At 64.8% G+C, this 25737-nt stretch carries 29 protein-coding genes; 15 read left to right on the top strand and 14 right to left on the bottom strand.

Features of this window, described 5'->3' with window-relative positions:
• Positions 1 to 51: 51 nt before the first annotated feature.
• The 8 genes from M2339_RS07485 to M2339_RS07450 form a co-directional block, all read right to left on the bottom strand.
• Positions 52 to 780 (bottom strand): FliA/WhiG family RNA polymerase sigma factor, encoded by a 729-nt coding sequence (locus M2339_RS07485; RefSeq protein WP_264572606.1) that lies wholly within the window; start codon positions 778 to 780, stop codon positions 52 to 54.
• An 81-nt stretch (positions 781 to 861) separates the two neighbouring features.
• The gene (flhA, locus tag M2339_RS07480; RefSeq protein ID WP_264587038.1) at positions 862 to 2967 is read right to left on the bottom strand and encodes a flagellar biosynthesis protein FlhA; all 2106 of its coding nucleotides are present in this window, start codon (positions 2965 to 2967) and stop codon (positions 862 to 864) included.
• 9 nt (positions 2968 to 2976) lie between these two features.
• Positions 2977 to 3804 carry a transglycosylase SLT domain-containing protein gene (locus M2339_RS07475; protein ID WP_413714898.1) on the bottom strand — a complete coding sequence of 276 codons (828 nt, stop codon included), beginning with the start codon at positions 3802 to 3804 and terminating at the stop codon, positions 2977 to 2979.
• A 172-nt stretch (positions 3805 to 3976) separates the two neighbouring features.
• A complete protein-coding gene (locus M2339_RS07470; protein ID WP_181559394.1) occupies positions 3977 to 4285 on the bottom strand; it encodes a hypothetical protein in 309 nt (102 codons plus the stop codon).
• Positions 4286 to 4296: 11 nt separating this feature from the next.
• On the bottom strand, positions 4297 to 4584 hold the full coding sequence (gene flgM / locus M2339_RS07465) for a flagellar biosynthesis anti-sigma factor FlgM (protein ID WP_264570074.1): 288 nt from the start codon (positions 4582 to 4584) through the stop codon (positions 4297 to 4299).
• 53 nt (positions 4585 to 4637) lie between these two features.
• Complete coding sequence (locus M2339_RS07460) at positions 4638 to 5195, bottom strand: flagella basal body P-ring formation protein FlgA (RefSeq protein WP_413714897.1); 558 nt, start codon at positions 5193 to 5195, stop codon at positions 4638 to 4640.
• A 64-nt stretch (positions 5196 to 5259) separates the two neighbouring features.
• Positions 5260 to 5754: a flagellar motor protein MotB gene (locus M2339_RS07455; RefSeq protein ID WP_264587039.1), complete on the bottom strand. Its 495-nt coding sequence runs from the start codon at positions 5752 to 5754 to the stop codon at positions 5260 to 5262.
• Positions 5754 to 6437 (bottom strand): motility protein A, encoded by a 684-nt coding sequence (locus tag M2339_RS07450; RefSeq protein ID WP_264570076.1) that lies wholly within the window; start codon positions 6435 to 6437, stop codon positions 5754 to 5756. Before M2339_RS07450 ends, M2339_RS07455 begins: the two co-directional genes overlap by 1 nt.
• A 265-nt stretch (positions 6438 to 6702) precedes the next feature.
• Between M2339_RS07450 and flgB the strand changes: the two genes are divergently transcribed.
• The 13 genes from flgB (at position 6703) to M2339_RS07385 (ending at position 17187) form a co-directional block, all read left to right on the top strand.
• On the top strand, positions 6703 to 7059 hold the full coding sequence (gene flgB / locus M2339_RS07445; RefSeq protein WP_264572610.1) for a flagellar basal body rod protein FlgB: 357 nt from the start codon (positions 6703 to 6705) through the stop codon (positions 7057 to 7059).
• Between the two features lie 14 nt (positions 7060 to 7073).
• Complete coding sequence (gene flgC / locus M2339_RS07440) at positions 7074 to 7466, top strand: flagellar basal body rod protein FlgC (RefSeq protein ID WP_264570078.1); 393 nt, start codon at positions 7074 to 7076, stop codon at positions 7464 to 7466.
• On the top strand, positions 7463 to 8140 hold the full coding sequence (locus tag M2339_RS07435; protein WP_264587040.1) for a flagellar hook assembly protein FlgD: 678 nt from the start codon (positions 7463 to 7465) through the stop codon (positions 8138 to 8140). The genes flgC and M2339_RS07435 overlap by 4 nt, the downstream gene beginning before the upstream one ends.
• A gap of 28 nt (positions 8141 to 8168) precedes the next feature.
• Positions 8169 to 8993 (top strand): flagellar hook-basal body complex protein, encoded by an 825-nt coding sequence (locus M2339_RS07430; RefSeq protein WP_181559404.1) that lies wholly within the window; start codon positions 8169 to 8171, stop codon positions 8991 to 8993.
• Between the two features lie 32 nt (positions 8994 to 9025).
• Entirely contained in the window at positions 9026 to 9766 is a 741-nt protein-coding gene (locus M2339_RS07425; protein ID WP_264587041.1) for a flagellar basal body rod protein FlgF, read from the top strand.
• 23 nt (positions 9767 to 9789) lie between these two features.
• Positions 9790 to 10578, top strand: a complete 789-nt coding sequence (gene flgG, locus M2339_RS07420) for a flagellar basal-body rod protein FlgG (protein WP_264587042.1) — start codon at positions 9790 to 9792, stop codon at positions 10576 to 10578.
• Positions 10579 to 10580: 2 nt separating this feature from the next.
• Entirely contained in the window at positions 10581 to 11288 is a 708-nt protein-coding gene (locus M2339_RS07415; protein ID WP_264587043.1) for a flagellar basal body L-ring protein FlgH, read from the top strand.
• Positions 11289 to 11377: 89 nt separating this feature from the next.
• Positions 11378 to 12436, top strand: a complete 1059-nt coding sequence (locus M2339_RS07410; RefSeq protein ID WP_264588339.1) for a flagellar basal body P-ring protein FlgI — start codon at positions 11378 to 11380, stop codon at positions 12434 to 12436.
• Complete coding sequence (locus tag M2339_RS07405) at positions 12433 to 12762, top strand: rod-binding protein (protein ID WP_264587044.1); 330 nt, start codon at positions 12433 to 12435, stop codon at positions 12760 to 12762. The genes M2339_RS07410 and M2339_RS07405 overlap by 4 nt, the downstream gene beginning before the upstream one ends.
• Positions 12759 to 14096, top strand: coding sequence for a flagellar hook-associated protein FlgK (gene flgK, locus M2339_RS07400; RefSeq protein WP_264587045.1), 1338 nt, complete (start codon positions 12759 to 12761; stop codon positions 14094 to 14096). Before M2339_RS07405 ends, flgK begins: the two co-directional genes overlap by 4 nt.
• A 20-nt stretch (positions 14097 to 14116) precedes the next feature.
• Positions 14117 to 14950 carry a flagellin gene (locus M2339_RS07395; RefSeq protein WP_181559412.1) on the top strand — a complete coding sequence of 278 codons (834 nt, stop codon included), beginning with the start codon at positions 14117 to 14119 and terminating at the stop codon, positions 14948 to 14950.
• A 214-nt stretch (positions 14951 to 15164) separates the two neighbouring features.
• Complete coding sequence (gene motA, locus M2339_RS07390) at positions 15165 to 16028, top strand: flagellar motor stator protein MotA (protein WP_181559413.1); 864 nt, start codon at positions 15165 to 15167, stop codon at positions 16026 to 16028.
• 10 nt (positions 16029 to 16038) lie between these two features.
• Positions 16039 to 17187 (top strand): flagellar motor protein MotB, encoded by a 1149-nt coding sequence (locus M2339_RS07385; protein ID WP_264587046.1) that lies wholly within the window; start codon positions 16039 to 16041, stop codon positions 17185 to 17187.
• A 171-nt stretch (positions 17188 to 17358) separates the two neighbouring features.
• On the opposite strand, the gene M2339_RS07380 is transcribed toward M2339_RS07385, so the two are convergent.
• The 6 genes from M2339_RS07380 to M2339_RS07355 all read right to left on the bottom strand — a co-directional run bounded on the left by M2339_RS07380 (position 17359) and on the right by M2339_RS07355 (position 23387).
• Entirely contained in the window at positions 17359 to 17979 is a 621-nt protein-coding gene (locus M2339_RS07380) for a PEPxxWA-CTERM sorting domain-containing protein (RefSeq protein WP_264578701.1), read from the bottom strand.
• A gap of 266 nt (positions 17980 to 18245) precedes the next feature.
• On the bottom strand, positions 18246 to 19619 hold the full coding sequence (locus M2339_RS07375) for an ATP-binding protein (RefSeq protein ID WP_264587047.1): 1374 nt from the start codon (positions 19617 to 19619) through the stop codon (positions 18246 to 18248).
• On the bottom strand, positions 19616 to 20335 hold the full coding sequence (locus M2339_RS07370) for a response regulator (protein WP_264575982.1): 720 nt from the start codon (positions 20333 to 20335) through the stop codon (positions 19616 to 19618). Before M2339_RS07370 ends, M2339_RS07375 begins: the two co-directional genes overlap by 4 nt.
• 158 nt (positions 20336 to 20493) lie before the next feature.
• Entirely contained in the window at positions 20494 to 21093 is a 600-nt protein-coding gene (locus tag M2339_RS07365; RefSeq protein WP_264587048.1) for an EF-hand domain-containing protein, read from the bottom strand.
• A gap of 135 nt (positions 21094 to 21228) precedes the next feature.
• On the bottom strand, positions 21229 to 23010 hold the full coding sequence (locus M2339_RS07360; RefSeq protein WP_264587049.1) for a diguanylate cyclase: 1782 nt from the start codon (positions 23008 to 23010) through the stop codon (positions 21229 to 21231).
• 77 nt (positions 23011 to 23087) lie between these two features.
• Positions 23088 to 23387, bottom strand: a complete 300-nt coding sequence (locus M2339_RS07355) for a chorismate mutase (protein ID WP_264570091.1) — start codon at positions 23385 to 23387, stop codon at positions 23088 to 23090.
• 177 nt (positions 23388 to 23564) lie between these two features.
• Here M2339_RS07355 and M2339_RS07350 point away from each other — a divergent pair, with 177 nt between their 5' ends.
• Together M2339_RS07350 and M2339_RS07345 are read left to right on the top strand one after the other, a co-directional pair.
• Entirely contained in the window at positions 23565 to 24578 is a 1014-nt protein-coding gene (locus M2339_RS07350) for a polyprenyl synthetase family protein (protein ID WP_264570092.1), read from the top strand.
• A 513-nt stretch (positions 24579 to 25091) separates the two neighbouring features.
• Complete coding sequence (locus M2339_RS07345; protein WP_181559422.1) at positions 25092 to 25682, top strand: FxDxF family PEP-CTERM protein; 591 nt, start codon at positions 25092 to 25094, stop codon at positions 25680 to 25682.
• Positions 25683 to 25737 lie beyond the last annotated feature (55 nt).

Raw genomic sequence — 25737 nt, 5'->3', positions numbered from 1 at the left:
CCTCCACCTGATTGATGGCGGAGAAACGATCATCCCGCAGCGCGGTTCCGGTCAAAGGAAGGCGCTGAGGCGTCCCCGTAGCTTGTCGAGCGCGGATTTCTTGATTTGGCACACCCGGGCCGCGCCGATATCGAGCGTCAGTCCGATTTCCTCAAGGTTCATCTCCTCGACGAAGTAGAGCTGCAGAACCATCGCCTCGCGCTCGGGCAGTTCCTTGATGCAGGCGGAAACCGCGCGCTTGAGGGATTCCCGCTCCAGCACTTCCTCGGCGCCCTCGGTTGCATCGGCGAACCACATCGACTGGTCCGAATAGACCTCGTCCATGCTCTGGTGTTGGGCCATATCCGTCCCGTCGGCAAGCTCGCGCCAGCCAGCGGCATCAAGACCCAGATGCGCGGCCACTTCGCTATCCGCGGGCGGGCGACCGAAGCGTTGCTCCAGCGCGCGACGGGCATCCTGAATGGTCTTGCGGCGCGCCATCGCCGAGCGACACAGGGTCGCATGGCGACGCAGATGGTCGATCATCGCGCCGCGCACGCGCATTTGCGCATAGGTCGCAAAGCCGAAGCCGCGATCCTCGAAGCTGTTGGCCGCCTCGACCAGCGCGACCATGCCGATCTGCAGCAGATCCTCGATCTCGATCGCGCTGGAGACGCGGCCATGGACATGCCAGGCGATCTTGCGCACCAGCGGCATATATTGCTGCGCCAGCTGATCCGGTGAGACACCGGGCCGGCGACCATAAGTCAGGGCTGCAACCTCAAGCTGTGCGCTGTGCATGGGTCTCATCTATGCTGAAAGGTTTAACCGGGAATTTCCGAGCAGGGCGGAGGCGTGTGCGGATTATGCTGCGCAATATCGTCATGCCGCCTGCAGCCGCTCGACCTGGTGGATGCGTGTCTCGTTGCCGACCACTGCGACGACTTCCACGGCCTTGCCATCCGGGATTTCCAGGAAGGAGAGCACCGGAACGTCGGGTAGATGCGGGCGGAACAGGCGGGAGAGGGCGCGGCGCGCCACCGGCGAGGTCACGATCGCAAAGTTGCGGGCCTGTGCCATGAGCGGACGGGCCGCCTCGCTCACCTGTTCGATCAGGCGCTGGGCCAGCGCCGGCTCGATGGGGTGGTGGGCATCGGCGCCGACGCGCATAGCCTGAGCGAGCAGGCCCTCAAGTTCGCCATCCAGCGTGAGCACCGGCAGCGGCGCCTTCACTGGCACGATGCTCTGGATGATCAGCGAGCCAATGCGCTGGCGGACCGCCTCGATGAGCGCGTCGGTGGACATGTCCCCGCGCGCAACGATCACCATGGCTTCGGCGATACGACGGAAGTCCTTGAGCGGAATGCCCTCGATGAGCAGCCCGCGGCACAGCGCGGCGATCTGCGCGAGGCTCAGCGGATTGGGCGTGAGGCCATCGACAAGTTGCGGCGTGACTTCGCGCAGCGTGTCCAGCAGCTTCTTGGCCTCGTCCATGCCGAACAGCTCAGCGGCGTTCTGCAGGATGAGATGATTGATGTGCGTGGCGATCACCGTCGACGGGTCGACGACGGTATAGCCGGAGACGACCGCTTCGCTGCGCCGCTCCATCGGAATCCACACCGCGTCAAGCCCGAAGGTCGGGTCCTGCGCGGCGCGACCCTCGATCCGCTGGGTGATGTCGCCGCTGTCGAGCGCCAACAGGCTATCGGGGAAAATCTCGTCCTCGCCAACCACCACACCGGCGATGGTGATGCGATACTGGTTCGGGCCGAGCGCGAGATTGTCCTTCACCCGGATCATCGGCACCACAAAGCCCAGTTCGCGCGAGAGCTGGCGGCGAATGCCGCTGATCCGGCCGATCAGCGGCGCCTCCTTGCGCTCGTCGACCAGCGAGATCAGGCCATAGCCGATTTCCAGGCCGAGCGCGGCGCCGTCGGAAACGTCGCTCCACTCGATGTGGGCAGGATTTTCGACCACCGCCGGTTCCGCCGGTGCCTCGCTGCGGGCCTTGGCGGCCTTGCGCAGTTTCCACGCGATGAACCAGGCGAGGCCGGCAGCAGGCAGGATGATGAGGTGCGGCATGCCCGGCACGATGCCGAGCACCGTGAGAATGCTGGCAACCGGCACCCAGGCGCGGCTGTGGCCGAACTGGCTGGAGATCTGGCCGGAGAGGTCATGCTCGGACGTGACCCGGGTCACGATCGCGGCTGCGGCGATGGAGAGCAGCAGCGCCGGCACCTGCGCCACGAGCGCGTCGCCGATGGCCAGCAGGATGTAGGTCTGCGCGGCTTGCCCGATGGAGAGATCATGGCTGACCAGACCCAGGGTGATGCCGCCAAGGATATTGATGACGAGGATCAGGACGCCGGCGACGGCGTCGCCCTTCACGAACTTGGAGGCACCGTCCATCGAGCCGTAGAAGTCCGCCTCGGTCGCGACTTCCTGCCGGCGGACCTTGGCCTGCTCCGCGGTCAGCAGACCGGCGTTGAGATCAGCATCGATGGCCATCTGCTTGCCGGGCAGGGCATCGAGGGTGAAGCGGGCGGAGACTTCCGACACACGGCCCGCGCCCTTGGTGATAACCACCAGGTTGATGATCATCAGGATCGCGAACACGAAAATGCCGACGACATAGTCGCCGCCGATCATGAAATTGCCGAACGCCTCGATCACATGGCCGGCCGCGTCCGATCCATTATGGCCGTTGACCAGCACAATGCGCGTCGAGGCGACGTTGAGCGCGAGGCGCAGCAGCGTGGCGAGCAGCAGCACGGTCGGAAAGCTGGAGAAATCGAGCGGCTTGGCAGCGTTCAGCGCGATCATCAGCACTGCAAGGCTGATCATGATGTTGCCGACGAAGCCGATATCCAGCAGCAGCACCGGCACCGGCACCACCATGAACATGACGAGCAGCAGGATAGCGAAGGGCAGGGCTGCCCCGCGCGCCGAGTTCTTCCAGATGCTGCCGTTGATGTCGTTGCGCGTCATGGCTGGCGATTACCTTCCGAGGGTGGCGAGCATGAGGTAAGCGAGCCGTGCGGTTTCAGCGCGCGGCGCGAATTCGGGATAGGGCTGCTTTTCGCTCAGTGTCTGGTTCATCGTCAGCCGCTCCTGCGCGATGCGGACATAGTCGGCGGGCATCACGGTCTGCGTGCCGTCCATCGCCATATCGCTTGCCGCACTGCCGGCGGCCTGACCGCCCGCCGCCAGCTTCTGCGCGAAGCTCGCGCGGATGTCCGTCAGGCTGCGGGCATTGCCCTGCCGGTCGAAGAACACCGAGGCATTGGCCCGCGCGGCGGCGGGAAACAGAGCGGCGCCGGAGGCGTCGGGCGCCTGCGCCATCGTCGTAAGGAATTTCGCTGCGCCACCTGCACCGAGGAAATGGGCGAGGTAGAGATCGACCGCCTCGGCCGGTCGGCCGATCCGCTCTTCAAGATAGGCGCGATTGTCGGTGGCCAGCTCGGCCGCCATGATCGAGGCCGTCTCGGGATGATTGCGCAGGTCGAGGATCTGCTGGCGCAGGGCCGGGTCCGAAACCACGTACCGCCCGTTCGCCGTGCGCTCAATGGCGTTGGACGCCCAGTCCATGCCGTATTTCGCGCCATGGTCGTTGACGATGGAAAGCCAGCTCTGGTCGATAAACTGGTAGAGGCCGGTCGCACTAGAGGTGCGCGCGCGCGCCGTCGGGTTCAGCGCGCTTTCCACATGCGCCTGGCTCATCAGATAATTGAAATCCACGCCGGTGCGACTGCTGGCCTTGGCAATGGCCTGCGTCACCCTGGCGGCATTGCTGCCCTGGGCCGAGTTGGTGGTCAGTCCATTCACGGACATGGCGACTTATGATCTCCCGTTGGTACCGGGGGTCAAAAAGCAAGATGCGTGCCAGAATTGGTTAACGGCGGATCGGGACTTTTGGGACGATAAGACGCGCGGCGACACGCCCACAGGGCGCAGCGGGCTTAACGTGAAAGTCGGGATATCCGGGTCGAGCCGAAGCTCAGCCGGCGCGCTGGTACAGCGGCTGGGGCACGTCCAGATCGCGATCGGCGATCGCGCCGTGCATCTGCGTGGTCATATCGCCGAGCAGGCAGGCGAGCATGCGCGAAGAATCCAGCTCCTCGATCAGGTCGCTAAACCGCGCCTTGATCGCAGGATCACGCTCCCAGGTCTCGATGGATTTGATCGCATCGAGCGATATGCGGAACAGGTCCATTGCCGTTTCGATGGCCTGCGGGTCGGCGCTTTGCATGGCAACCCGGAGCGAACCGGTCGCGGCCGCGAAATTCTCGATGATGGACAGGTTCATTTGGGGCACGTTCAGGCGCGCAGATGAGGAAGATCGAGGTCGATCATGCGATCGGCGATCTTGTCGGCATCGACCGGATATTGGCCCGAAGCAATGGCCTGCTTGACGCGGTTGATCCGGTCCATGTCCACCGGGGCGCCCTGCGCGGCCATGCGCGCGGCGGGGGTGGCTGCCGATTCCGCCGCCTTCGCAGGCGCAGGCTCGGCGCTGACTGGCGCAGCGGAGCGGGCTTGTGCAGCATCGCGCAGCTTGGCTGCCTCTACTGCGGCGCTCGTCGCCTGGCCAACAGACTTGATCATTCCAACGTCCTTTCTGTCCAATCCGTACTATAAACGGATCAGTTCAGGAAAGTTTAAATGCCGGGAATACGAACAACACCCGTCCGCTCGACACGGGCCATGACAGGCGTGGCGCGCGGTTCTTCCCGCACGCGGATCAGCGCACCGGGCGCGCCGTCTTCATCCGCGATCATCATGCGGGAAATGCTGAAGCTCTCATTGCCCGCGACCAGCTGAACTGGATCGCCCTTCTTGACGACCGGCGCGCCGCTCGCGGCCTCGGAAAAACGGCCGTTTTGCTGAGGATTGCCGGCCTGCCGGTTGACCAGCAGCGGCACGCGGATGCGCCAGCCGAGGCTGGGGCAGGCAACCGTCGCGGCGTTCATCTGCGGGGTTTCGACCGTCGGTGTCTGCGGGCAGGGTGCCAGTTTCAGGCGGCGATCGATGGGCGCCAGTGGGCCGCCCGGCTGGCCGAGATTGGCGCCGAGGCTGGCCGCAACCAAGCTGTCCAGCCGGTCCAGATTCTCGAAACTCTGCGCCTTCGCCGGCGCGTGGATGCTGGTAAGCGCGATCGCGCTGAGCAGCAGGGCTGCGATGAGGGCAGCGCGCTTTGGGAAGGTCAGGCGTTCAATCGTCACGTCACTTGCTCCGATGCATGGTCGGAACAAACACAGCAAGGTCCGTGCCAGACGCATGTTACCGGTCGGCTTCAGCCAGTTCGGTGATCCTGATAGTCTGCTTGCCGGGTGCGCTGTCATCAGCGCGTTCGGCGAGGCCTGCGATCCGCAGGCGCTTTTCCGGCACTCCGGCGGCGACCAGGGTTCGGGCGACGGCGCCGAGGCGCGCTGCCGCCAGATCCCAGGCGTCGAAGCGATGATCGCCGGAGTCGAGGCCAATGGACTGAATTCGCACGATCTTGTTCTCGTGCATGATGGGTTCTGCCGCTTTTAGCAGAGCGGCGCGACCGGCGGGGTTGAGCAGAGCCTCGCCAGGCTCGAACAGCTCTTGCGCGACGAGATCGGCCTGGCGCGGCGCCTCGAACGCGCCGAAGTAGCTGCCAATCCCCGCCAGCGCCGTCTCACGCGTGGTCTGGTTGGACTGCAGCAGCGCGAAGAAGGCGAGCAGCAGCAGGCACAGGTCCGCGAAGCTCAGCGCCCAGCGCGCGCGGTTTTGGCGCGGCTGCGCCGACATCAGGCGACCTCGCGAATGCTGGCACGCTGGAACGGATTGGCTTCCCGACGGGCGATAGCGATCATCCGGTCCGCCATGGCCTGCTGCCAGCCAATCTCCCGCTCGGAGAGTGCGGACAGGCGGTTGGCGATGGGCCCGGCAATGGCGTTAGCGAGGATCAGGCCGTGCAGCGTCGTCATCAGCGCTAGCGCCATGAACGGGCCGATAGCCGCCGGGTCGCTCATCTGCGCAAACATGCCGATCAGGCCGACGATCGTGCCTGCCATGCCGACGGCCGGCGCGGCATCGGCCAACGCGTTCCAGAAGGCGATGACCCGCTCGTGACGGGCACGGCGATCATGGATCGCCTGATGGACCCAGAGCGCGAAATGCTCGGCATCTGCGGCATTGGCGAGGGTGGTGAGGGTCTGGTTGACGAAGGAGTGGGTGCTTTCCAGCCGGTCGGCGCGGGCCAGGCCCTTGAGCTGCGCGACGGCCTCGACCTTGAACAGCAGGGCGCGGGCATTGTCGCGTTCATCATCCGGGCGCGCGGTCAGCAGCGGGCGCAGGGAAGCCAGGGCGCGAAAACCCGTGCCGAACCCGACCTGCGCAAGTGCGATCATGATCGCGCCGCCCAGCACCATCAGCAGGGGCAGCGGCGCGAAGACGTGGCCGAGAATATCCAACCCCACAACATCCGACATGGTCCCGCTCATCCCCCCATGCTGCCGGGCGCACGTGCGCACCGGCAAAACTCTGCCGCCAACCGGCAAAACATTGCCACCCTTGCCGCCCGCCTGCGCAAAAGGCGCGGAAATCCTCATGTCCGCGCGGCCTCAGCCGGCGGCAATTTGGTTTGGCACGGCATTTGCAATCCATACCCGTGGGCATGGGTCGTGCCGGAACCGGACCAGTTTCAACCGGTCAGAACGGATGCGGCCCACGGACTTTTAGGGAAGGCACGAAAAAATGTCGTTCGACGACGCATTGTTCGGCATCCATGGCAAGGCACTGGCGCTGCGCTCGCAGCGGCTGGAGCTGCTTGCCTCCAATATCGCGAACGCCTCGACCCCCGGGTACAAGGCGCGCGACATCGATTTCGAGAAGGCGCTCGCCAGCGCCACCAGCCAGCAGGGCTCGGTGACCGGCGCGCTGGAAACGGCAATGGGCTATCGCGTGCCGCTGCAGGCGAGCAGCGATGGCAACACCGTCGAGATGTCGACCGAGCAGACGCTCTTCGCGGAGAATGCGGTGAAGTACCGCACCACGCTCTCCTTCCTCGAGGGCCGGCTCAACACCATCACGCGCGCGCTGCGGGGAGAATGAGCATGGATAAGCCCATGAACGTTTTCGACATCGCCGGGCGCGCCATGTCCGCGCAGCTCGTGCGCCTCAACGCCACCGCGTCCAACCTCGCCAATGCCGGCTCGGTCACGGGCAGCGAGGACAAGGCCTATCGCGCGATCCGCCCGGTCTTTTCCACCGTAGTCGAGAAGCCGGGCGTCGCCACGGTCAAGGTCGATAACGTCGTGACTTCGGACACGCCCGCCACCAAGCGGCATGAGCCCGGCCATCCGCTGGCCGATGCCAATGGCGATGTGTGGGAAGCCGGCGTCGATACCAGCGCCGAACTCGTCGAAATGGTCGAGAGCGCGCGCATGTACCAGAACAATGTGCAGGTCCTCCAGACCGCCAAATCCCTCATCCTCGAAACAATCAGGCTCGGCAAATGACAGCAGTGACGACCAACACCAGTCCCTGGGCGGTGGATAGCAACACGGCGTTCACCAACCGGAACCTTGCCGAGACGAGCGCGAAGTCCAACGCCTCGATCGACATGAACGGCTTCCTGCGCCTGCTCACCACGCAGATGCAGCATCAGGACCCGTTCCAGCCGATGGACAACAATCAGATGGTCACGCAGATGGCGCAAATGTCGTCGCTGGCCTCGCAGTCGCAATCGACATCCCTGCTCAGCCAGATCGCGGACTCTGTGTCCGGCGCGCGCCTCTCCGACGCGGCCGGCTGGATCGGCAAGTCGATGCTGGTCGAGAGCAACATCGCCACGCCCGACCGCACCGGCGCTTATGCCGGCGAGATCGCGCTGGGCGCCGACGCCTCGAACGTATCGATCGATCTGGTCGATGCCAGCGGCAAGGTCGTCCAGAGCTTCGATCTCGGCGCCCAATCCAAGGGCAATGTGCCCTTCTTCTGGGACGGCCGGGACGACGCCGGCAATGTGATTGGCGGGCAGGCGCTGCAGGTCAAGGTGCGCGGCGCGACGCCGGCCGGCATCGCGACCTGGGCTAGCATCGCCGCCGTCCAGTCCCCCGCGAGTGGCGGCAACGCCCAGCTCATGACCGCCCTCGGCAATTTCTCGCCCGAAGACGCGCTGCGTCTCGGCTGATCCCTGAACTTCACAAGGAGCATCGACCATGTCCTTCTACATTTCGCTTTCCGGCCTCAAGGGCGCCCAGACCGACCTCGGTGTCGTCGCCAACAATGTCGCCAACGTGTCCTCGCTCGCCTTCAAGAAGAGCAAGGCAACCTTCGGCGACATCTATGCGAGCGGCGGCGTCGGCGCGGGCGGCAATGGCGTCCGTCTCGTCGATGTGAAGCAGCAGTTCACCCAGGGCACGCTGGAGACGACCGACAAGACGCTGGATTTGGCCGTCACCGGCGAAGGCTTCTTCACCGTCAAGAGCGCCTCGCCCGACCAGACGATCAGCTACACCCGCGCCGGTGCCTTCACGATGGACAAGAACCGCTTCATCGTCGATTCCACCGGTGCCCGTCTGCAGGTGCTGCCGACCAACGCGACCGGTGACGGCACGCCGACCAGCACGGCGGCCGGCGACCTCTCCGATCTGGAAATCCCCAGCGCCCATCCGGACGATGCCAGCATTCCGCTCACCGCCATCGCGATCTCGGCCACGGGCGTCGTCAGCGCGACCTTCGGCGATGGTTCGGTGCGCAACCTCGGCGTGGTCGCCATGGCGTCCTTCCCCGCGCAGGAAGAGCTGCGGCAGATGGGCGACTCGCACTGGATTTCCTCGGGCGACAGCGGCGAGGCGAGCTACAGCGCCGGCAATAGCGGCATGGTCGGCGCGGTCCGCTCCGGCACGCTCGAGCGCTCGAACGTGGACATCACCGAGGAGCTGGTGGCGCTGATCTCCGCGCAGCGCAACTTCCAGGCGAACTCCAAGGCGATCGAGACCGCCACCGCCATGACCCAGACCATCATCAACATGCGGACCTGATCGCGAAGATCGACCGGACTCGGAGCTGAACCATGGATCGTCTCACCACCATTGCCCGCACCGCGATGCGCGGCACGATGGCCCGCCAGGCGGCGGTCGCGAACAATCTCGCGAACGTCAACACCAGCGGCTTTCGCGCCGAGATCGCCAACGCCTCGACCCGCTGGGTCGGCGGCGGCGCGTTTCAGAGCCGCGCGGAGCAGGTGGGGCAGGTCATCGCGGCGGACATGAAGGCCGGCACGGCGGTGCAGACCGGCAACACGCTCGACATCGCGGTGGATGGCGACGCCCTCATCGCGGTGCAGGCCAATGACGGGTCGGAAGCCTATACAAGGCGCGGCGACTTGCGCCTGAACGAGAGCGGCCTGCTGACCACGGGCGATGGCTATGCGGTGCTGGGGGAGGGTGGCCCGATCACCCTGCCGCCTGCCGACAGCGTCAACATCGCCAAGGATGGCAGCATCTGGATCGTCCCGCAGGGCGGCCAGATCGATCAACCGCAGCAAGTCGATGTCATCAAGCTGGTGAATGCCAAGGGATCGACGATCGCAAAGTCCACCGACACGCTGTTCCGCGAAGTGAATGGCGGCGCCTTGCCGCAAGACCCGATGGCGACCGTGACCAGCGGCGCCCTCGAAGGCTCGAACGTCAATGCCACCACGGCGCTCGTCCAGATGATCGAGGCGAGCCGCGCGTGGGAAAATCAGATCAAGATGATCGACACCGCCAAGGAGATCGACTCCGGCGGCGCGAGCCTCATGCGGCTCGACTGACGGATAGATAGGGGACCAGACCAATGACCAGCAGCGCACTTCATGTCGCCCGCACCGGCCTTGACGCACAGGACGTCAAGATGCGCGTCATCGCCAACAACCTGGCGAACGTGAACACGGTCGGCTTCAAGCGCGACCGCGCCAATTTCGAGACGCTGGCCTATCAGCAGGTGATTGCGGCGGGCACGCAGGCAGACAGCCAGAACCGGCTCGCCATCGGCCTCAACCTCGGCACCGGCGTGCAGCTCACCGGCACCGAGCGGATCGATACCCAAGGCACGATGAACACCACCGGCAACACCTATGATCTCGCGATCGAGGGGGCCGGCTTCTTCCAACTCCAGCAGCCCGACGGCACGATCGCCTATACCCGGGCCGGCAATTTCAAGACCAATGCGGAAGGCCTGCTGGTCTCGCCGGATGGCCTGCCGCTGGTGCCGCAGATCCAGCTTCCCGAGGGCGTGAGTGCCGTCACCATCGGCAATGACGGGACCGTCTCGGCGACCGTCGCCGGGCAGCAAGAACCGGTCGAGCTGGGCGCGATCGAAACCGCGCGGTTCGTCAATCCCGCTGGCCTGCAGGCTGTCGGTGGCAACCTGCTGCTGGAGACGGCCGCATCCGGCGCGCCGCAGGTGGGCGCTGCGGGCCTCGACGGTCGCGGCACCATCCGCCAGGGCGCGCTCGAGCAGTCAAACGTCAACACCGTCGAGGAGCTGGTCACGATGATCGAGACCCAGCGCGCCTATGAGATCGCCTCCAAGATGATCAAGGCGACCGACGAGATGCTCCAATACGTCAATCAGCAGCTTTGAGCATGACCATGCAGTATCGCCGCGCCTCCGTCCTCATCCTCGCCATCACGGCGACCGGCTTCGCCGCACCGGCTTCTGCCGGTCTGTTCGGCAAGAAGCAGGAGCCGCTCGAAAACCCGGCCTATCAGGTCACCTATCCGGGCGACGCTGGCAGCGCCGCGCCGGTGCGGCCCAATGGCGGCATCTTTCAGGCCTCGGCCGGCTATTCCGCGCTGACCAACGGCGCGCGGGCAGCAAGCGTGGGCGATGTGATCACTATTCTCCTCGTCGAGCGGACGCAGGCCAGCAAGAGCACCAGCGCGAACACCAATCGCGCCGGCAGCATCGGCCTCACACCGCCCAGCACCGGGCCGTTCAGCAAGCTGTTCAGCGGCAGCGACATCGCCTCGGGGGGCACGCAGGGCTTCACCGGCAAGGGCGATGCTGCGCAGTCGAACGCGCTCTCGGGCGAAATCACTGTCACCATCGCGCGGGTCTATCCCAATGGCACGATGCTGGTGCGCGGGCAGAAGGCCCTCACGCTCAATCGCGGCGACGAATATGTCCAGATCTCGGGCCTTGTCCGGCAGGCGGACATCGGGCCCGACAACCGCATTCTCTCGACGCGCGTCGCCGATGCGCGGATCACCTACACCGGCAAGGGAGAAATCGCCCGCGCCAGCCGCCAGGGCTGGCTGCAGCGTTTCTTCTCCATGATCAGCCCGTTCTGATGGAGCTTTCAGCCATGATCAGGCCTTATCCTTCCTTGCTCCGTCGGCTGGTCGTCTCCCTCGCCTTGTTGGCGTTCGGACTCTGCCTCATGATCGCCACCTCGGCCCATGCCCAGCGCCTCAAGGACATCGGTACCTTCGAGGGCCTGCGGTCCAACCAGCTTGTCGGCTATGGCGTTGTGGTTGGCCTTGCCGGCACGGGCGATGACAGCCTGGATTATGCGACGCAGGGGGTGAAGGGCGTGATCTCGCGCTTCGGCCTCACTTTGCCGCCGGGCGTCAACCCCTCGCTCAAGAATGCCGCAGCCGTGCTGGTCACGGCAGAATTGCCAGCCTTCGCCAAGCCTGGCCAGCGGCTGGACGTGACCGTCTCCGCGCTCGGCAAGGCCAAGTCGCTGCGCGGCGGCACGCTGGTGCTGACCCCGATGCGCGGCGCCGATGGCGAGATCTACGCAATGGCGCAGGGCAATATGGCTGTCGGCGGCTTCGGCGTCTCCGGTGCCGATGGCTCGCAGCTTTCCGTGAACGTGCCTTCGGCCGGCCGCATCCCCTCGGGGGCCTCTGTCGAGCGCGCCGTGGCCACCGGGTTCGAGACCAGCCCGACGATCAATTTCAACCTCGCGGAGGCGGACGTGACGACCGCGCTGCGGGTGGCCGACGCGATCAACCTCGCGTTCGGCGATCAGCGCGCCCGTGCCGTGGATGGCGTCTCCATTGCCATCGATGCGCCGCCGGGCGCCGAGAGCCGCGTCATGATGATGGGCCTTATCGAGAATATCCAGGTCAAGCCCGCCGATCCGCCGGCCAAGGTGATCGTCAACGCGCGCAGCGGCACGGTGGTCATCAACGGCAATGTGCAGATCACCCCGGCCGCGGTGAGCCATGGCAAGCTGACCGTGACCGTGACCGAAGCGCCGCGCATCGTACAGCCTGCGCCGCTCTCGCGCGGGGTGACGGCGGTGGAGGAATCCAGCCAGCTTTCCGCCCATGAGGAAAAGAATCCGATGTTCCTGTTTAAAGGTGGCGCGTCTCTGGCCGATATAGTCAAGGCGGTGAATGCCGTGGGTGCCTCCCCCTCGGACCTTCTCGAGATCCTGAGCGCGCTCAAGCAGGCCGGCGCCATGCGGGCGGAGCTGGAGGTGATATGACACAGGTCTCAGGGATCGGCTCCGGTCAAGCGGCCTTCGCCGCCGCCATGCAGGGCGCGCAGGCGCAGGCCACGGCCCCGACTTCGCCAAAAGCCAGCGACGATCACGCCGCATTGCAGAAGGCCGCCAAGGCATTCGAGGCCGTGTTCACCCGCCAGCTCCTCTCCTCCATGCGCCAGGCGAGCCTGGGCGAAGAGATTGGCGGCGGCAGCGGGCTAGACCAGTTCCGCGAGATGCAGGACGCGCATATGGCCGAGGGGCTCGCCACCAAGGGCGGCCTTGGCATTGCCGAACTGATCCTCCAGCAGCTTGACCATAAACCGTGAGCAGCGATCTTCTCCAGATCGGCGCTTCCGGCACGCGCGCCTATCAGGCGGCGATGGGAGCAATTGCCGACAATATCGCCAACGCGGAGACGCCCGGCTACAGCCGCCGGACGATTGCGCTCAGCGAGTCCGCCGCCGGCAATTCGCCGATGCTGCTCTACAAATCGAGCGCCTCTTTCTACGGCGTGCAGATCGGCGGCGTGGTACGCGCATCCGACCAATATCTGGAAGCGGCAGCGCGTCAGACGACCAATGCGCTGGGCAGCGTCAATCAGCGCGCCCGCTGGATGTCGGACATCCAGACCGCCCTCAACGATGGCGAACTGGGCGTTGGCCAGCGTTTCACCGGCATGTTCGCAGCGGTGGAGCGGCTCGCCTCCAACCCCACAGACACCACGCTGCAGGCGGACGTGCTGTTCTCGTTCGAGCAGATCAATGCAGCGTTTCAGCAGAGCCACAATGATCTGGTCTCGATCCGCAGCTCGATCGGCAACACGGCCACCAATGAGGTGGATTCGCTCAACGATGCGTTGCGCCAGCTCGGCAATGCCAATGAGGGCCTGCGCCGCGTGCCTGAGGGGACGGCCAGCCATGCCAGCCTGCTGGATTCGCGCGACCAGGCCCTGAGCGAGATTGCCGAGCGGCTGAACGTGACGGTGACCTTCGGCGCCAATGGCGTCGCGAACATCAGTTACGGCAGCGAGACACTCGTCGAGAACAATCAGGTGAAGACCCTGACGGTCAGTCAGGCCGCCGACGGCATTTTGAGCTTCGGGCTGGCGGACGGCACGGCGATTGCCACCCCGACAGGTGGCGCGCTGGGCGGCATCGCCACCAGTGCCGGCGTCGTGCGGGACAGGATCGACGCGCTGGATGACCTCGCGAGCCGCTATGTGAGCGAAATGAATGATTGGCACACCAGCGGTTATTCATCGCCCGGTGTCGCGGGCCAGACACTGCTGAGCATGGGGGCGGATGCCAGCTCGCTTTCGGTGCTGGTCAGCTCGCCGGCTTTGGTCGCGCGGTTCTCGGCCGATGGCACCGCGAACGGCAATCTGCTGGCCATGACCGCGCTGCGCGGCAGCGGGTCCATCGAGGATGAATGGACCGGCATCATTGCGACCCATGGCAGCATCGCCAACAGCACGACCAAAGAGCAGACTGCGGCCGAGAGCCGCAACACCATGGCGCAGCAGGCGCGCGCCGATGTGGCCGGCATCAATCTCGACCGAGAAGCGGCGGAATTGATCCGGCTCCAGCAGGCCTACCAGGCATCGTCCCGCGTGATCCAGGTCGCGCGGGAAATGTTCCAGACACTGATTTCCGCATTCTGACGCAATAAGGGCAATCCATCATGGTTTTCATCACCACGCAGTCCATCACGGCTGAGATTACCCGCCAGCAGCGGCTCGCTGCGGATATTGCGGGCGAGCAGACGAAGATTTCGACGACCAAGAAGATCAACCAGCCTTCGGACAACCCGCATGACTGGGTGCAGATCTCGCAGGTCGGGCGGCGCCAGTCGATCAACGCGGCGTGGAAGGGCAATTTGACCTTCGCAGAATCCCGCGCGACGCAGGCCAGCACCAATCTCAATGAGGTCAACAATCTCATGACGCGCGTGACCGAGCTGATTGTCACGTCCACCTCGACCGCCGACGGATCGACCGGGCGCGAGGCGGTGGCCAAGGAACTGGAAGGCATTCGCGCGACGATCAACGATCTCCTCAATCAGACCGATTATCAGGGCACGCCGGTCTTCGATCATCCCAGCGCCGTGCTGATTCCGCTTGGCGCAGGGCTGAACGTGGAAGCCGTGCCGACCCGCGCGAGCATCATGGAGAATGCGGTGGGCAGCCGGTCGATCGATCAGGTGATCTCCGACATTATCAATGTGGTGCGCACCGGCACAGAGGCAGACCGCTCCGCTGCCCTGCAGGATGCCCGCACCGCGCTCGATCATGTCATTGTCGCCCAGTCCGTCCAGGGCGTTCGCTCGCAGCGGCTGGAAGACATTGGTGGCCGGCTCACCAATTCCGATCTGGCGCTGACTGAGCGCCGCTCAGCGCTGGAAGATACGGACATCACCGAGACCAGCGTGAAGCTGCAAAGCAAATTGCTGACGCTGGAAGCCGCTCAACTGGCGTTTGCGCGGATCAATCAGAAGTCGCTTTTCGATCTTTTCTGATCCTGTTCGAAGAGAGGCGAATGTGGCGGTCCGCAGGCTTTTGGCTGCGGGCCGTTTTTCTTGTTCGCGCCGGCAGAAATTTCGAAAAATCGTAATCGTCATCTTTCGCTAACCCTGTCGCTAAACCCTGTTTCAGCAGAGCCGTTCTAAGAAGGGATGAAGGGACCAAAAGCAGCTGTGCGCGGTCCCGTTTTATGAACATGCGGGGATCAGAATGTTCGCTGGTATCGGTCTTGTCGTTCTGCTGGTCATGGTCTTCGGGGGCTTCATGCTCACCGGCGGCGCCATTGGTCCGGTGCTTCATGCGCTTCCGCACGAAATGCTCATCATCGGCGGCGCCGCGGCAGGCGCGCTGATCATCGGCAACAGCGGCGCGGATTTGAAGGCGCTGGCCGGCGGCGTGATGACCGTCTTCAAAGGCCCCAAGTTCAAGAAGCAGGATTATCTCGACTGCATCTTCCTCGTCAGCAAGCTGATGAAGACGCTGCGGGTCGAAGGCCCGGTCGCGCTCGAACCGCATATCGAAGACCCCAAATCCTCTGCGATCTTCGCCGAATATCCCCGGCTGATGGCCGACAGCGCGCTCATCCACCTCATCTGCGATACGCTGCGGCTGGTGGTCGTCTCATCCGGCACGCTCGATCCGCATGCGGTCGAGGACGTCATGGATAATGCGCTCAAGACCCACCACCATGAGGCAGTTCGTCCCGCCGACAATCTCCAGGGCCTGGCGGACGCACTCCCGGCGCTCGGCATCGTCGCCGCCGTGCTCGGCGTGGTCAAGACCATGGGCTCGATCGACAAGCCGCCGGAAATTCTGGGCGGCATGATCGGCTCGGCGCTCGTCGGTACCTTCCTCGGCGTGTTGCTGGCCTATGGTATGGTCGGGCCGTTCGCCAGCCGCGCCAAGCAGGTGATCGAGGCGGATGGCGCCATGTATCATGTCGTCAAGCAGATCATCATCGCCTCGCTCCACGGCCACCCGCAGCCGCTGGTCATCGAGGCCGCGCGCTCCAACCTCATCCACGCGAACCAGCCGGCCTTTGCCGAAGTGTTCGACGGCATGCGCGGGCGCTGAGGGCTAAGCCATGGCATCGGCCGCAAAGAAACCGGTGAACGAGCCTGAACCCAGGCCAATCATCGTTAAGAAGATCATCGATGGCGGCCATGGCGGCCATCATGGCGGCGCCTGGAAGGTGGCCTATGCCGACTTCGTGACGGCGATGATGGCCTTCTTCCTGCTCATGTGGCTGCTCGGCGCGACAACCGAAAAGCAGCGCAAGGGGCTGGCCGACTATTTCACGCCCACGCTGGTGCAAATGAAGATGGACAGCGCCGGCTCCAGTGGCCTGTTCGGCGGCGACAGCCTCGTCAGCAAGGAAAATTATCCGACCACGGGCGGGCAGGGCAATCTCGCCATCACCATCCCGCGCGACGCCACGGGCACCAAGGATGTCGGCGGCGAGGATCTCAAGAACCAGGATCGCCAGAAGTTCGAGAAGCTCAAGCAGGAGCTGGAGCAGAAGCTCGAGCGCACCGAAGCGCTGCGCAAGCTGCGCAAGCATGTGCGTTTTACCGAGACGCTGGAGGGCCTGCGCATCGATCTGGTGGATGAAGCCGATTTCGCGATGTTCGCCATCGGCACGGACAGGCTTGTGCCGGAAGCCCGCGCGTTGCTCTCGCAGGTCGCCGAGGCGGTGTCCGAAGTGCCGAACGATGTGATCGTGCGCGGTCACACCGATGCGCTGCCTTATGCCGCCGGGCGCAACATGAATAACTGGCTGCTCTCGTCGTCCCGCGCCGAAGCCACTCGCGCCGTGCTCGCACAGGGCGGCATCGGAGCGGATCGCTTCGCGCGCATCGAAGGCGTGGCGGATCGCGAGCCCTTCGTCGCTGACAACCGGTACGATCCGCGCAACCGGCGCATGTCGGTGATCCTGGCGTGGAGCAAGGACTCTCCCGCCGGGGGGGCGGTCGCCAATGCCGCAGACGCGCAGCCCGCGGCGCCGGCTCCCAAAAGCCCCGAGCAGGCCAAGATCGACCGCCGCATCCTCGTGCGCGATCAGCGCGTCGCTATGGCGGAATCCGAAGTGCGCAAGCTGGACCTCGGCCGAACCGCGCTGCCCCAAGGCGCGACGGTGATCAATGCGGACTCGATTCCAAAGCGCAGTTCCAACACCCCGCCGGGCAAGACCGATCTCACGGCCCGCACGACGGGGCTGATGGACCAGCATTGATGCGGTGAGGGTGCGCTTCACGCCACACGGTTCCGCCCGGTTTGCGATCATGGATAGAGTGGGACGCGACCGATCGGCAGATCGGTCAAACAAAAAGGGCGCCGGGGACGGCGCCCTTTCAAACAGCTATCCGAAGCGCGGGGAAACCGCTGTGCAGCTTCCCCGGCGGGATCAGGCGAACTGCACTTTGGCACTCTTACGGCGCATCGCTGCCCCCGCCAAACCAAGCCCCGCGATCATCATCGCCCAGGTCGTGGGTTCAGGCACCGGTGCCTGGCTGACGCCTTCCACGCGGAACTGACGCGTGCTCGTCACGCCGGGATTGAACGTGAAAGCAAGGCTGGTGATGCCCGTGCCGCTCAGCGTGAACTGGTTGTTGCCATTGCCAATCGTGCAGATGTTGCACGCGGGGCTCGAGAACAGCGCCGAGCCATTGACCAGCAGGTTGAACGTCCCGGTGTCGCCGGCGAAATTGAACGTCACATTGTCCCAGCCCTTGGCGAAGAGGACGCTCAGATCTTCAAGCAGCGGATCGCCATTGATGGTGGCTTCTCCGTTGCCGGTGATGCTCATCGAGCCCGTGCTCGTGCTGAACGTGACACCCGATCCGTCCTGATTGACATAACCGTTCAAGGTCGAGCCAGACTGCGAACCGGACGAATGAACGCCGGTCTGCGCGCCAAACGTACCAGTGTTGAGCGTGAACCCGCTGACCACGACGGCTGCATTGGCAGGCAGAGCCGCAAATGAGGTTCCGCATGCCAGCAGCGCCACTGTCAAAAACTTACCCATGGAAGTGCCCTCTGCATCTCGCAAATCGACAATACCCCAAGCCGATCTGCCTCCCACGACTCAAATGTCGCTGATGCAAACATACCGCTCCTCAGAGGCCGTTTCCATTTTGTTAACTTTGGCTTCCCTGTTGCATCCTGTTCTGGGACATGTTCCCAGCAGGCAGGAATCGGCGTCGATGGCAGGGGCGTCCGGCCATCGCTGACCACCATTTGTCGGTCACCAGTGTGTCTGAGGTCAACGCATAACCAAACGAGAGCGGGTCTTCACGCCAGCGGAAAGCTCAGCTCCGCGACCAGCCCGCCCTCAGGCCGATTGCGCAGTTCCAGTCGGCCCGATTCCGCTGACGCGACCGCGCGAACGATGGCCAGGCCAAGGCCGGTGCCGCCGGTGTCGCGGCTGCGCGACGCTTCCATGCGGGTAAAGGGCTGCAGCATGTCCTCGATGCGGTCCTCCGGGATGCCGGGGCCTTCATCGGCGACGCAGAGCGTGGCGCGTTGGCCTTCGATCCGGAGCGAGACGTGCGCGCGTGCGCCATATTTGACGGCGTTCTCGATCAGGTTGGTGAGCGCTCGCCGCACGGCGCGGGGATGGACGTTGACGATGGCGCGCGGCATGTCGCTTCGCTCTACTGGCACGCCCATATCCTCGAAATCGTCGATGGTCGCATCGGCCAGCGCGGCCAGGTCCATGCGCTGCGGTGGTTCGCGGTCCCGGCCGACGCGCGCCAGCGAGAGGATGTCGTCGAGCATCTTCTGCATGTCTTCGATGGTCGCGACCATGCGCTCGCGATCCGCCCCCTCGGCGACCGATTCCACGCGCACCCGCAGCGCCGTGAGGGGTGTGCGCAGATCATGGCCGATGGCGCCGAGCATATGGTCCTTCTCCTCCAGCATGGAGCGGATGCGGTCCTGCATGGCGTTGAAGGACGCCGCGAGGCGCCGCAAATCCTCCGGCCCGGTTTCGATGACCGGGGAGGCGCCCTCCGGCGTGCCAACCCGAGCGGTGGCCTGGGTGAGCGCGTGGAGCGGCCGGGCTAGGCGTCGGGTGAACCAGACGAGCGGCATCAGCACGATGCCATAGAGGAACAGCGACTGCATCACGATCTGACGCAGGATTGGCTGGGCCACCGGTGCGGCGCGGGTGTAGACGGTGATCCAGCGGTCGGGTCGGAGTTGCACGCTCAATTGCACCTGCAGACGCGGTGCGCGGCGGTTGGGCGGCTGGAGAAGATCGCGCGCCCGCTCGCGCCCGTCCGCGCCGGGCCGGGCTTCCGCAATGGCGACCCGCACCGCGAGCGGCACCAGCCCGGCCGAGCGGAACAGCTCGTTGGCACGCACGGCTACGCGCGGCGAGTCGGCGCCCTCACGGCGGGGCGGCGCGTCGGTGACGACGATGCCGCGGGCCGCCCGCGCGCGATGCCAGGGGGAGGGTGCGTCTCGCTGATCGAGCGCCTCAAGGATGCGGATGACGCCCGGGGCGGCAGCAATCGTCACCCACTGATTGCGCTGCATCATATAGTAGAAGCTGAACCCGATGAGCTGCACGGCAAACAAGGAGGCGGCCACGACCAGGATCGTCTGCCCCGCCAGCGTTCTCGGCCGCAGCCAGCCGGTGAAGGTGCGCAGGCTGAGGGTCATTCGCGCGCCACATCGGCAGCGAACATGTAGCCGCCGCCCCAGACGGTCTTGATGAGCGTCGGTGAGCGGGCGTCATCTTCCAGCTTGCGGCGCAGGCGGCTGATCTGATTGTCGATCGAGCGGTCGAAGGCGTGGGCTTCCCGGCCTTGCGTGAGATCGAGCAACTGATCGCGGCTGAGTACCTGGCGCGGATGCGTGACGAAGGCATGGAGCAGCCGGTAATCGGCCGTGCTGAGTGGGATCGCGACTTCGTCCGGGCCGGTCAGCGTCCAGTCGTCCGCGCTGAGCGTCCAGCCCTCGAAGCGATAGAGAGATGCGCTTGCCTGCGGTTCGCGGGCGGTGCCGTTGCCGGCGCGGCGCAGGATTGTCTTGATCCGCGCCACAAGCTCACGCGGCGAGAAGGGCTTGAGCACATAATCGTCCGCGCCCATTTCCAGCCCGACGATGCGGTCGGTCTCTTCGGTGCGGGCGGTGAGCAGGATCACGGGCAGTTCGCCCTGCTCGCGGATCGAGCGGCACAGGCTGAGGCCATCTTCACCCGGCATCATGATATCCAGCACCACCAGTTCGATGGCGCTGCCGGCGAGGATCTTGCGCGCGTCGGCCGCATTTCCTGCATCGGAAACGCGAAAGCCGGCGCGCTGGAGATATTGCCCCAGCGGCTCGCGAATGGCCGCTTCATCGTCGACGAGGAGGAGATGGGGCCGTGCGGACATCAAAGCGCTTTCGCAAAATCGGTGGGATGCAATTCTCTGCCCTGCTTGGGTCTTGAGGTCCATCCCTCAGCCGCCTGAAAGGGGCAGGCGACCGAGGGCAGTAGGGATGGCCGACCCGGCGGCATGGGAGTTGTCTCCGCCGGATCGGCCGAGGGGGCTCAGCGCACCGGGGGCGTTTGCGCAGGCCGTTGGTCGGTATTGCGGCGCTCCATCATGGCTTTCCGGCCGGCCTGCCGTTCCTCGGGCGAAATCTTGCCGTCACGGTTGGTGTCCATTCGGTCGAAGCCGGCAAGGCCTGCCTGGATGAAGGTGGCGCGGGGGATCGGCTTGTCACGATAGGCAGCGAGCTCGCGTCCCATCAACATCATGCCGCCACCCATACCGGGGCCGCCATGGCCGCGCCGTTTGCCTTCGTGGCCGCGTCGCTGATGGCCGCCGGCCATCGCGCCGGCTTCCGCAAATTCGGCTTTCGAGATTGAGCCGTCCTTATTGGCGTCGAGGCGGGCGAACATCGCATCGCGCATTTTGTCGCGATTCTGCGCCTGATGGGCCTTGCGCTCCTCAACCGAGAGCACGCCGTCCCGATTGGTGTCGGCGGCATCGAACATGGTCGCGAGGCGCTTTTCGAGGGAGGCGCGATCCATCGGCGGACGGGCTTCGCCGCGCTGGGGCGGCTGCGGTGCCGATTGAGCGATTGCCATGGTCCCGATGGACAGCAGGCCGACGCTGGAGAGCGCGATTGCGGTGAGACGTTTCATAGACTTGAATTCCTGGTCTGCCGGCGCCGGGGGGTAGCGCCATGACCATGATATAGCGGGGACTTGTCGCGAGACTTTGTCGCGGGCAGACGCAAATGTCACAAAATGTCGCCAGTTCGCGGCCCATCTCACGGATCAGGCAGCGACCACCCGATTGCGACCGCCGCGCTTCGCCTGGTAGAGCGCGATGTCCGCCTCATGGATGAAATCCTCGGCGCTTTGTCCCTGCCGGTATCGCACGACGCCGCAGCTGATCGCAGCCCGCAGGCTGTTCCCCGAGGGCAGGGCAATGGGCTCGCTGCTGACCGCGGACACGATCCGGCCGCAGATTTCCTGCACGCGATCCCAGTTGGAGGTGGCGAGGAGCACAACGAACTCGTCGCCGCCCATGCGCCCGACCGCGTCGCTCGCCCGGACCTGGCTCGAGATGCGACATGCGATTTCCCGCAGCACGGTATCGCCCATCTGGTGCCCGCTATTGTCATTGATCAGCTTGAATCGGTCGATGTCGATCACGGCCAGGCTGAGCGTGCCCGGTGTCGCCTTCACCAGCGCCTGCTCCAGCCGCTGATGGAAGCCGGCGCGGTTGAGCAGACCGGTCAGGCTGTCCGTCGTGGCGGTGCGGGAGAGCCAAAGCTCCTGCTTCTTGCGCTGCGTGATGTCCTGCACGGTCGCGATCGTTCCGATGCACCGGCCGCTTTCGTCGAAATGGGCGCGGAATGTGGCTTCCATCCAGGCGTCCCGCAGCTTGAGGGTACGGAACTCGGCGATCTGGCTGGTGCTCACATCCTCAAGCGCAGCGCTATGCGCGCGGGTCAGTTCATACTGGCCTTCCTCCGAAATGTCGGAGAGCCCTGCACCGATAAGCGCATCGAACGCGCGGTCGAGCAGCAGTTCGCGCGTGCCCACGACCCGTGTGCAGACGCCTTCGAGGTTGAACGCCAGCAGCAGCACCGGAGAGGCTGAGGCGAGCAGGTTGAGCGACTGCTCGTTCTGGCGCATCCGCTCGATCGTCGCCTGGCGGCTGGCGAGCATGGCAGAGATCGGCACCTGCACCACGATGAGCAGGGCGATGAACATCTGGATGCCGTAGAGGTGATGGGCCGCATGATGGCTGTGCATCACGGGCGAGCCATAGCCGCCCATCATCGCTGCTCCGCCGATGACGGTGACGATGGCGAGGGCGATCTTCGTCGCCATCCACCCACTACGCAGCAGAACGAGCAGCATGGGCGGAACGACGAGCAGCAGATGCGATGATTCCGTCGAGAAGAAGGCGACGCCAGCCGCGCCGGCGGTGAGAGCGAGCAGCGCCGCGACTTCCAGCCTGCGTCGCCGGGTCTGGCTGGCGAGGCTGCGCCTCATCTCGCCGTTGAACATGGCGAGGAAGACCGGCGTGAAGATCAACAGGCCCAGAGCATCCGCCAGGAACCAGCGCGCATAGGCTTCGCTGAGCGGATGGGCATTGTTGGCCCAGGCGCCGATTCCGCCCAGAAATGCGCCGCAAGCCGGACCGACCAGCCCGGCCCAGATCAGCACATGAGGGAGAGCCTCGGGGTCCGAAAAGGCGTGGGCGCCATTCCTGTGCAGCTTGAGACCGGCCACGGCGACGGCGATTTCCAGCCCATTGGCGAGCCCGTAGACCAAGGCCGTCTGGAGATTATTGCCAGCCGGCAGGCCAGACAGCACATTGGCGACCATGCCCGCCATGATGAGGGCAGGGGCCTGCCGCGCGGGCCGGGCGAGCACGAGCGCCAGCAGGAAAGCGTTGGCGATCCAGACGGGCGCGACCATGCCATTCGTGGTCTTGAGCGAGATTGTCGCGTAGGAAATCACGAAATAGCCCAGGCCCGCCAGCACCGGCAGGCCGGCATGGCGGATGAAGGCGTAAAGGATTTGGCGCTGGCTTTGCCCCATGGCCCATCATGGCCCGGCGCAGGTTGTTACCTGGTTAACGCAGCGGGAACAATCTGGCGGCGTTACCCTCGGGCGCCTCAGGCGCCAGCGGCATCCGCTTCGTCGGCGCGCATCTGTTCGTGATGCCGGATCACTTCATCGATGATGAAGCGCAGGAATTTCTCAGTGAAATCCGGGTCGAGATTGGCGTCGACGGCCAATGTGCGCAGGCGGGCGATCTGCCGGGCTTCGCGGTCCGGGTCAGCGGGGGGCAGGGCGGACTGAGCCTTGTGCTCACCGACCGCCTTGGTGATCTTGAAGCGCTCTGCCAGCATGAAGACCAGCGCCGCGTCGATATTGTCGATGCTTTCGCGGTAGCGCCTGAGCGTTTCGTCCATTCCGGGTCGTCTCCCTGAGCTTCTGGGGCATTGTTCCTGTGGCCTGATCTCGCTGGGGCGAACCAGGCTGATGAGGGGCCGGGCAGCGCCCGCAACGGCGCATCACTTGCCGCTCCGGGCGCACAAGGCAAGCCAATTTGCTTGCCAAAGCGCGGCCATCTGGTCAGAGCACCGCGCATGAGCGCCACAATCCACCACCTGCCCCGCCAGGGCGCGCCATCCCTCCAGCCGATGCTGAGCCTCGTTGCGGAGGATATGAACCGCGTCAACGAAGTCATCCTCGCGCGAATGCAATCGCGCATTCCGCTGATCCCGGAGCTGGCCGGGCACCTCATCGCCGGCGGTGGCAAGCGGCTGCGCCCCATGCTCACGCTCGCCTGCGCCCGGCTGCTCGATTATGCCGGCACTCGGCACCACAAACTGGCGGCGACGGTGGAGTTCATTCACACCGCCACGCTGCTGCACGATGATGTGGTGGATGGCAGCGCCATGCGCCGCGGCAAGCAGACCGCGAACATGATCTGGGGCAACAATGCCTCGGTTCTGGTCGGTGATTTCCTGTTCAGCCGGTCCTTCGAGTTGATGGTCGAGGATGGCAGCCTCAAGGTTCTCAAGATCCTCTCCAACGCATCTGCGGTGATCGCCGAGGGGGAGGTCAATCAGCTGACCGCCCAGCGTCGTGTGGAGACCGACGAGGACCAGTATCTCGACATCATCGGTGCCAAGACCGCAGCCCTGTTCGCTGCGGCCTGCCGCATCGCCGCCGTGGTTGCGGAGCGCCCGGAGGCGGAGGAGCTGGCGCTGGATGCCTATGGTCGTAATCTCGGCATTGCCTTCCAGCTCGTCGACGATGCGATCGACTATGTCTCGGACGGCGCGACGATGGGCAAGGATACCGGCGATGACTTCCGCGATGGCAAGATCACGCTGCCGGTAATCCTGGCTTATGCGCGCGGCGGCGAGGCGGATCGCAAATTCTGGAAAGAGGCGATGTCCGGCCTCCATGGCGATAATGCCGATCTCGCCCATGCCCAGCATTTGCTGCGCGAAACCGGCGCGATCGACGACACTATGGCGCGGGCGCGCCATTATGGCCAGCGCGCCATCGACGCCATCGGCATGTACGGCAAGGGTGCCGCCAAGTCTGCGCTGGTGGAGGCTGTCGAGTTCGCCATCGCGCGGGCATACTGATCCGGCTTTTCAGCGGGCGCCAGCGCCTCCCACGTTGCACCGACACCCATAGCGAGATGACGCGCCGCGCTGCCCGATTGGGTGGGGCGGCCGCCTCGCCTAGCCGGTCTCGAATCGGGGCTTGTCGGTGCGGCAGGCCGCCACTTCCCCTATTCTCGCCAGTCCCTTCCCGTCCATTTTCGGGACACGGGGTATATCGGCCACGACCCAAATAATTTTGCACTGCATGGGAACGATGGTGCGTTGCGATGAAGCGACCGCACTGCCCGCCATAGCGTGGTAAATCTGCGGTTAACGGTTGGGAACTTTGGGAACCCGCCCAATTGATTGGTCAGATTAAGTATCTGAAATACAGCAATAAAATATGAGGATTTCGTTGATAATCCGTTAACCGACCAGTATTTCTCTGCTCGAGCGGTCGCCTCATTATCTACTCGGAATGTTCGCCTTTCAGGCGGTGTGGGAGAAGCATGATGAGCCAGCTCAAAAACCGAACAAACAAAGGAGCTATCCATGAGGAAACTGGTATCTTTGGCCGCGCTGGCCACTGCGGCAGCATTTGCGCCGGGTGCGGCCAACGCCGCTACCTGCGTTGCCATGAACTGCACGTTCACGCCTGGCGATGACGAGTTCACCACGTCTGGCGACACCATCCCCCCCATCACCGAAGCCGTTTCGGCCACCATCGGCCGCACCGACATTGGTTCGGGCATCTTCACCGACATTTACCGCTTCATCGTTGACGTTGATGGCGTCGGCAGCGGCGGCATCATCACGACGCTGTCGGGCCTGTCGACCAACATCGACCTGCTGACGGTCACGATCAACGGCAAGGACGTCCCGATCTTCGGTCAGGGCACCGATGTTGAATCGGCTGGCATTTCGGGCTTCCCGATCATGGCCGGCATGCTGAACGAGTTGGTGATCAGCGGCACGTCCGCCGGTCTGGGCTCCTATGGCGGCAACCTCACCTTCACGCCGTCGCCGGTGAGCGCGCCGGTTCCGGAGCCGGCCACCTGGGCACTGATGCTGCTCGGCTTCGGCAGCCTTGGCTACACGATGCGCCGCGCACGTCGCACGAGCGCACGGGTCCAGTTCGCCTGATGATCCTGACCGTCTCCCACGGGACGGCCTCGATAAAGAATGGGGATCAACGGGT

The sequence above is a fragment of the Sphingobium sp. B2D3C genome (genome assembly GCF_025961835.1).
In the GTDB taxonomy this organism is placed as follows: Bacteria; Pseudomonadota; Alphaproteobacteria; order Sphingomonadales; family Sphingomonadaceae; genus Sphingobium.
Note: the sequence above shows the minus strand (reverse complement) of the source record. Positions and strands in the feature narration are given on the sequence as shown.

Excerpts from the sequence above, each read along its gene's own strand:
- M2339_RS07485 (WP_264572606.1), bottom strand. The coding sequence starts at position 780 with ATGCACAGCGCACAGCTTGAGGTTGCAGCCCTGACTTATGGTCGCCGG.
- flhA (WP_264587038.1), bottom strand. The coding sequence starts at position 2,967 with ATGACGCGCAACGACATCAACGGCAGCATCTGGAAGAACTCGGCGCGC.
- M2339_RS07470 (WP_181559394.1), bottom strand. The coding sequence starts at position 4,285 with ATGAACCTGTCCATCATCGAGAATTTCGCGGCCGCGACCGGTTCGCTC.
- flgM (WP_264570074.1), bottom strand. The coding sequence starts at position 4,584 with ATGATCAAGTCTGTTGGCCAGGCGACGAGCGCCGCAGTAGAGGCAGCC.
- M2339_RS07455 (WP_264587039.1), bottom strand. The coding sequence starts at position 5,754 with ATGTCGGCGCAGCCGCGCCAAAACCGCGCGCGCTGGGCGCTGAGCTTC.
- M2339_RS07450 (WP_264570076.1), bottom strand. The coding sequence starts at position 6,437 with ATGTCGGATGTTGTGGGGTTGGATATTCTCGGCCACGTCTTCGCGCCG.
- flgB (WP_264572610.1), top strand. The coding sequence starts at position 6,703 with ATGTCGTTCGACGACGCATTGTTCGGCATCCATGGCAAGGCACTGGCG.
- flgC (WP_264570078.1), top strand. The coding sequence starts at position 7,074 with ATGAACGTTTTCGACATCGCCGGGCGCGCCATGTCCGCGCAGCTCGTG.
- M2339_RS07435 (WP_264587040.1), top strand. The coding sequence starts at position 7,463 with ATGACAGCAGTGACGACCAACACCAGTCCCTGGGCGGTGGATAGCAAC.
- M2339_RS07430 (WP_181559404.1), top strand. The coding sequence starts at position 8,169 with ATGTCCTTCTACATTTCGCTTTCCGGCCTCAAGGGCGCCCAGACCGAC.
- M2339_RS07425 (WP_264587041.1), top strand. The coding sequence starts at position 9,026 with ATGGATCGTCTCACCACCATTGCCCGCACCGCGATGCGCGGCACGATG.
- flgG (WP_264587042.1), top strand. The coding sequence starts at position 9,790 with ATGACCAGCAGCGCACTTCATGTCGCCCGCACCGGCCTTGACGCACAG.
- M2339_RS07415 (WP_264587043.1), top strand. The coding sequence starts at position 10,581 with ATGACCATGCAGTATCGCCGCGCCTCCGTCCTCATCCTCGCCATCACG.
- M2339_RS07410 (WP_264588339.1), top strand. The coding sequence starts at position 11,378 with ATGATCGCCACCTCGGCCCATGCCCAGCGCCTCAAGGACATCGGTACC.
- M2339_RS07405 (WP_264587044.1), top strand. The coding sequence starts at position 12,433 with ATGACACAGGTCTCAGGGATCGGCTCCGGTCAAGCGGCCTTCGCCGCC.
- M2339_RS07395 (WP_181559412.1), top strand. The coding sequence starts at position 14,117 with ATGGTTTTCATCACCACGCAGTCCATCACGGCTGAGATTACCCGCCAG.
- motA (WP_181559413.1), top strand. The coding sequence starts at position 15,165 with ATGTTCGCTGGTATCGGTCTTGTCGTTCTGCTGGTCATGGTCTTCGGG.
- M2339_RS07385 (WP_264587046.1), top strand. The coding sequence starts at position 16,039 with ATGGCATCGGCCGCAAAGAAACCGGTGAACGAGCCTGAACCCAGGCCA.
- M2339_RS07380 (WP_264578701.1), bottom strand. The coding sequence starts at position 17,979 with ATGGGTAAGTTTTTGACAGTGGCGCTGCTGGCATGCGGAACCTCATTT.
- M2339_RS07375 (WP_264587047.1), bottom strand. The coding sequence starts at position 19,619 with ATGACCCTCAGCCTGCGCACCTTCACCGGCTGGCTGCGGCCGAGAACG.
- M2339_RS07370 (WP_264575982.1), bottom strand. The coding sequence starts at position 20,335 with ATGTCCGCACGGCCCCATCTCCTCCTCGTCGACGATGAAGCGGCCATT.
- M2339_RS07365 (WP_264587048.1), bottom strand. The coding sequence starts at position 21,093 with ATGAAACGTCTCACCGCAATCGCGCTCTCCAGCGTCGGCCTGCTGTCC.
- M2339_RS07360 (WP_264587049.1), bottom strand. The coding sequence starts at position 23,010 with ATGGGGCAAAGCCAGCGCCAAATCCTTTACGCCTTCATCCGCCATGCC.
- M2339_RS07355 (WP_264570091.1), bottom strand. The coding sequence starts at position 23,387 with ATGGACGAAACGCTCAGGCGCTACCGCGAAAGCATCGACAATATCGAC.
- M2339_RS07350 (WP_264570092.1), top strand. The coding sequence starts at position 23,565 with ATGAGCGCCACAATCCACCACCTGCCCCGCCAGGGCGCGCCATCCCTC.
- M2339_RS07345 (WP_181559422.1), top strand. The coding sequence starts at position 25,092 with ATGAGGAAACTGGTATCTTTGGCCGCGCTGGCCACTGCGGCAGCATTT.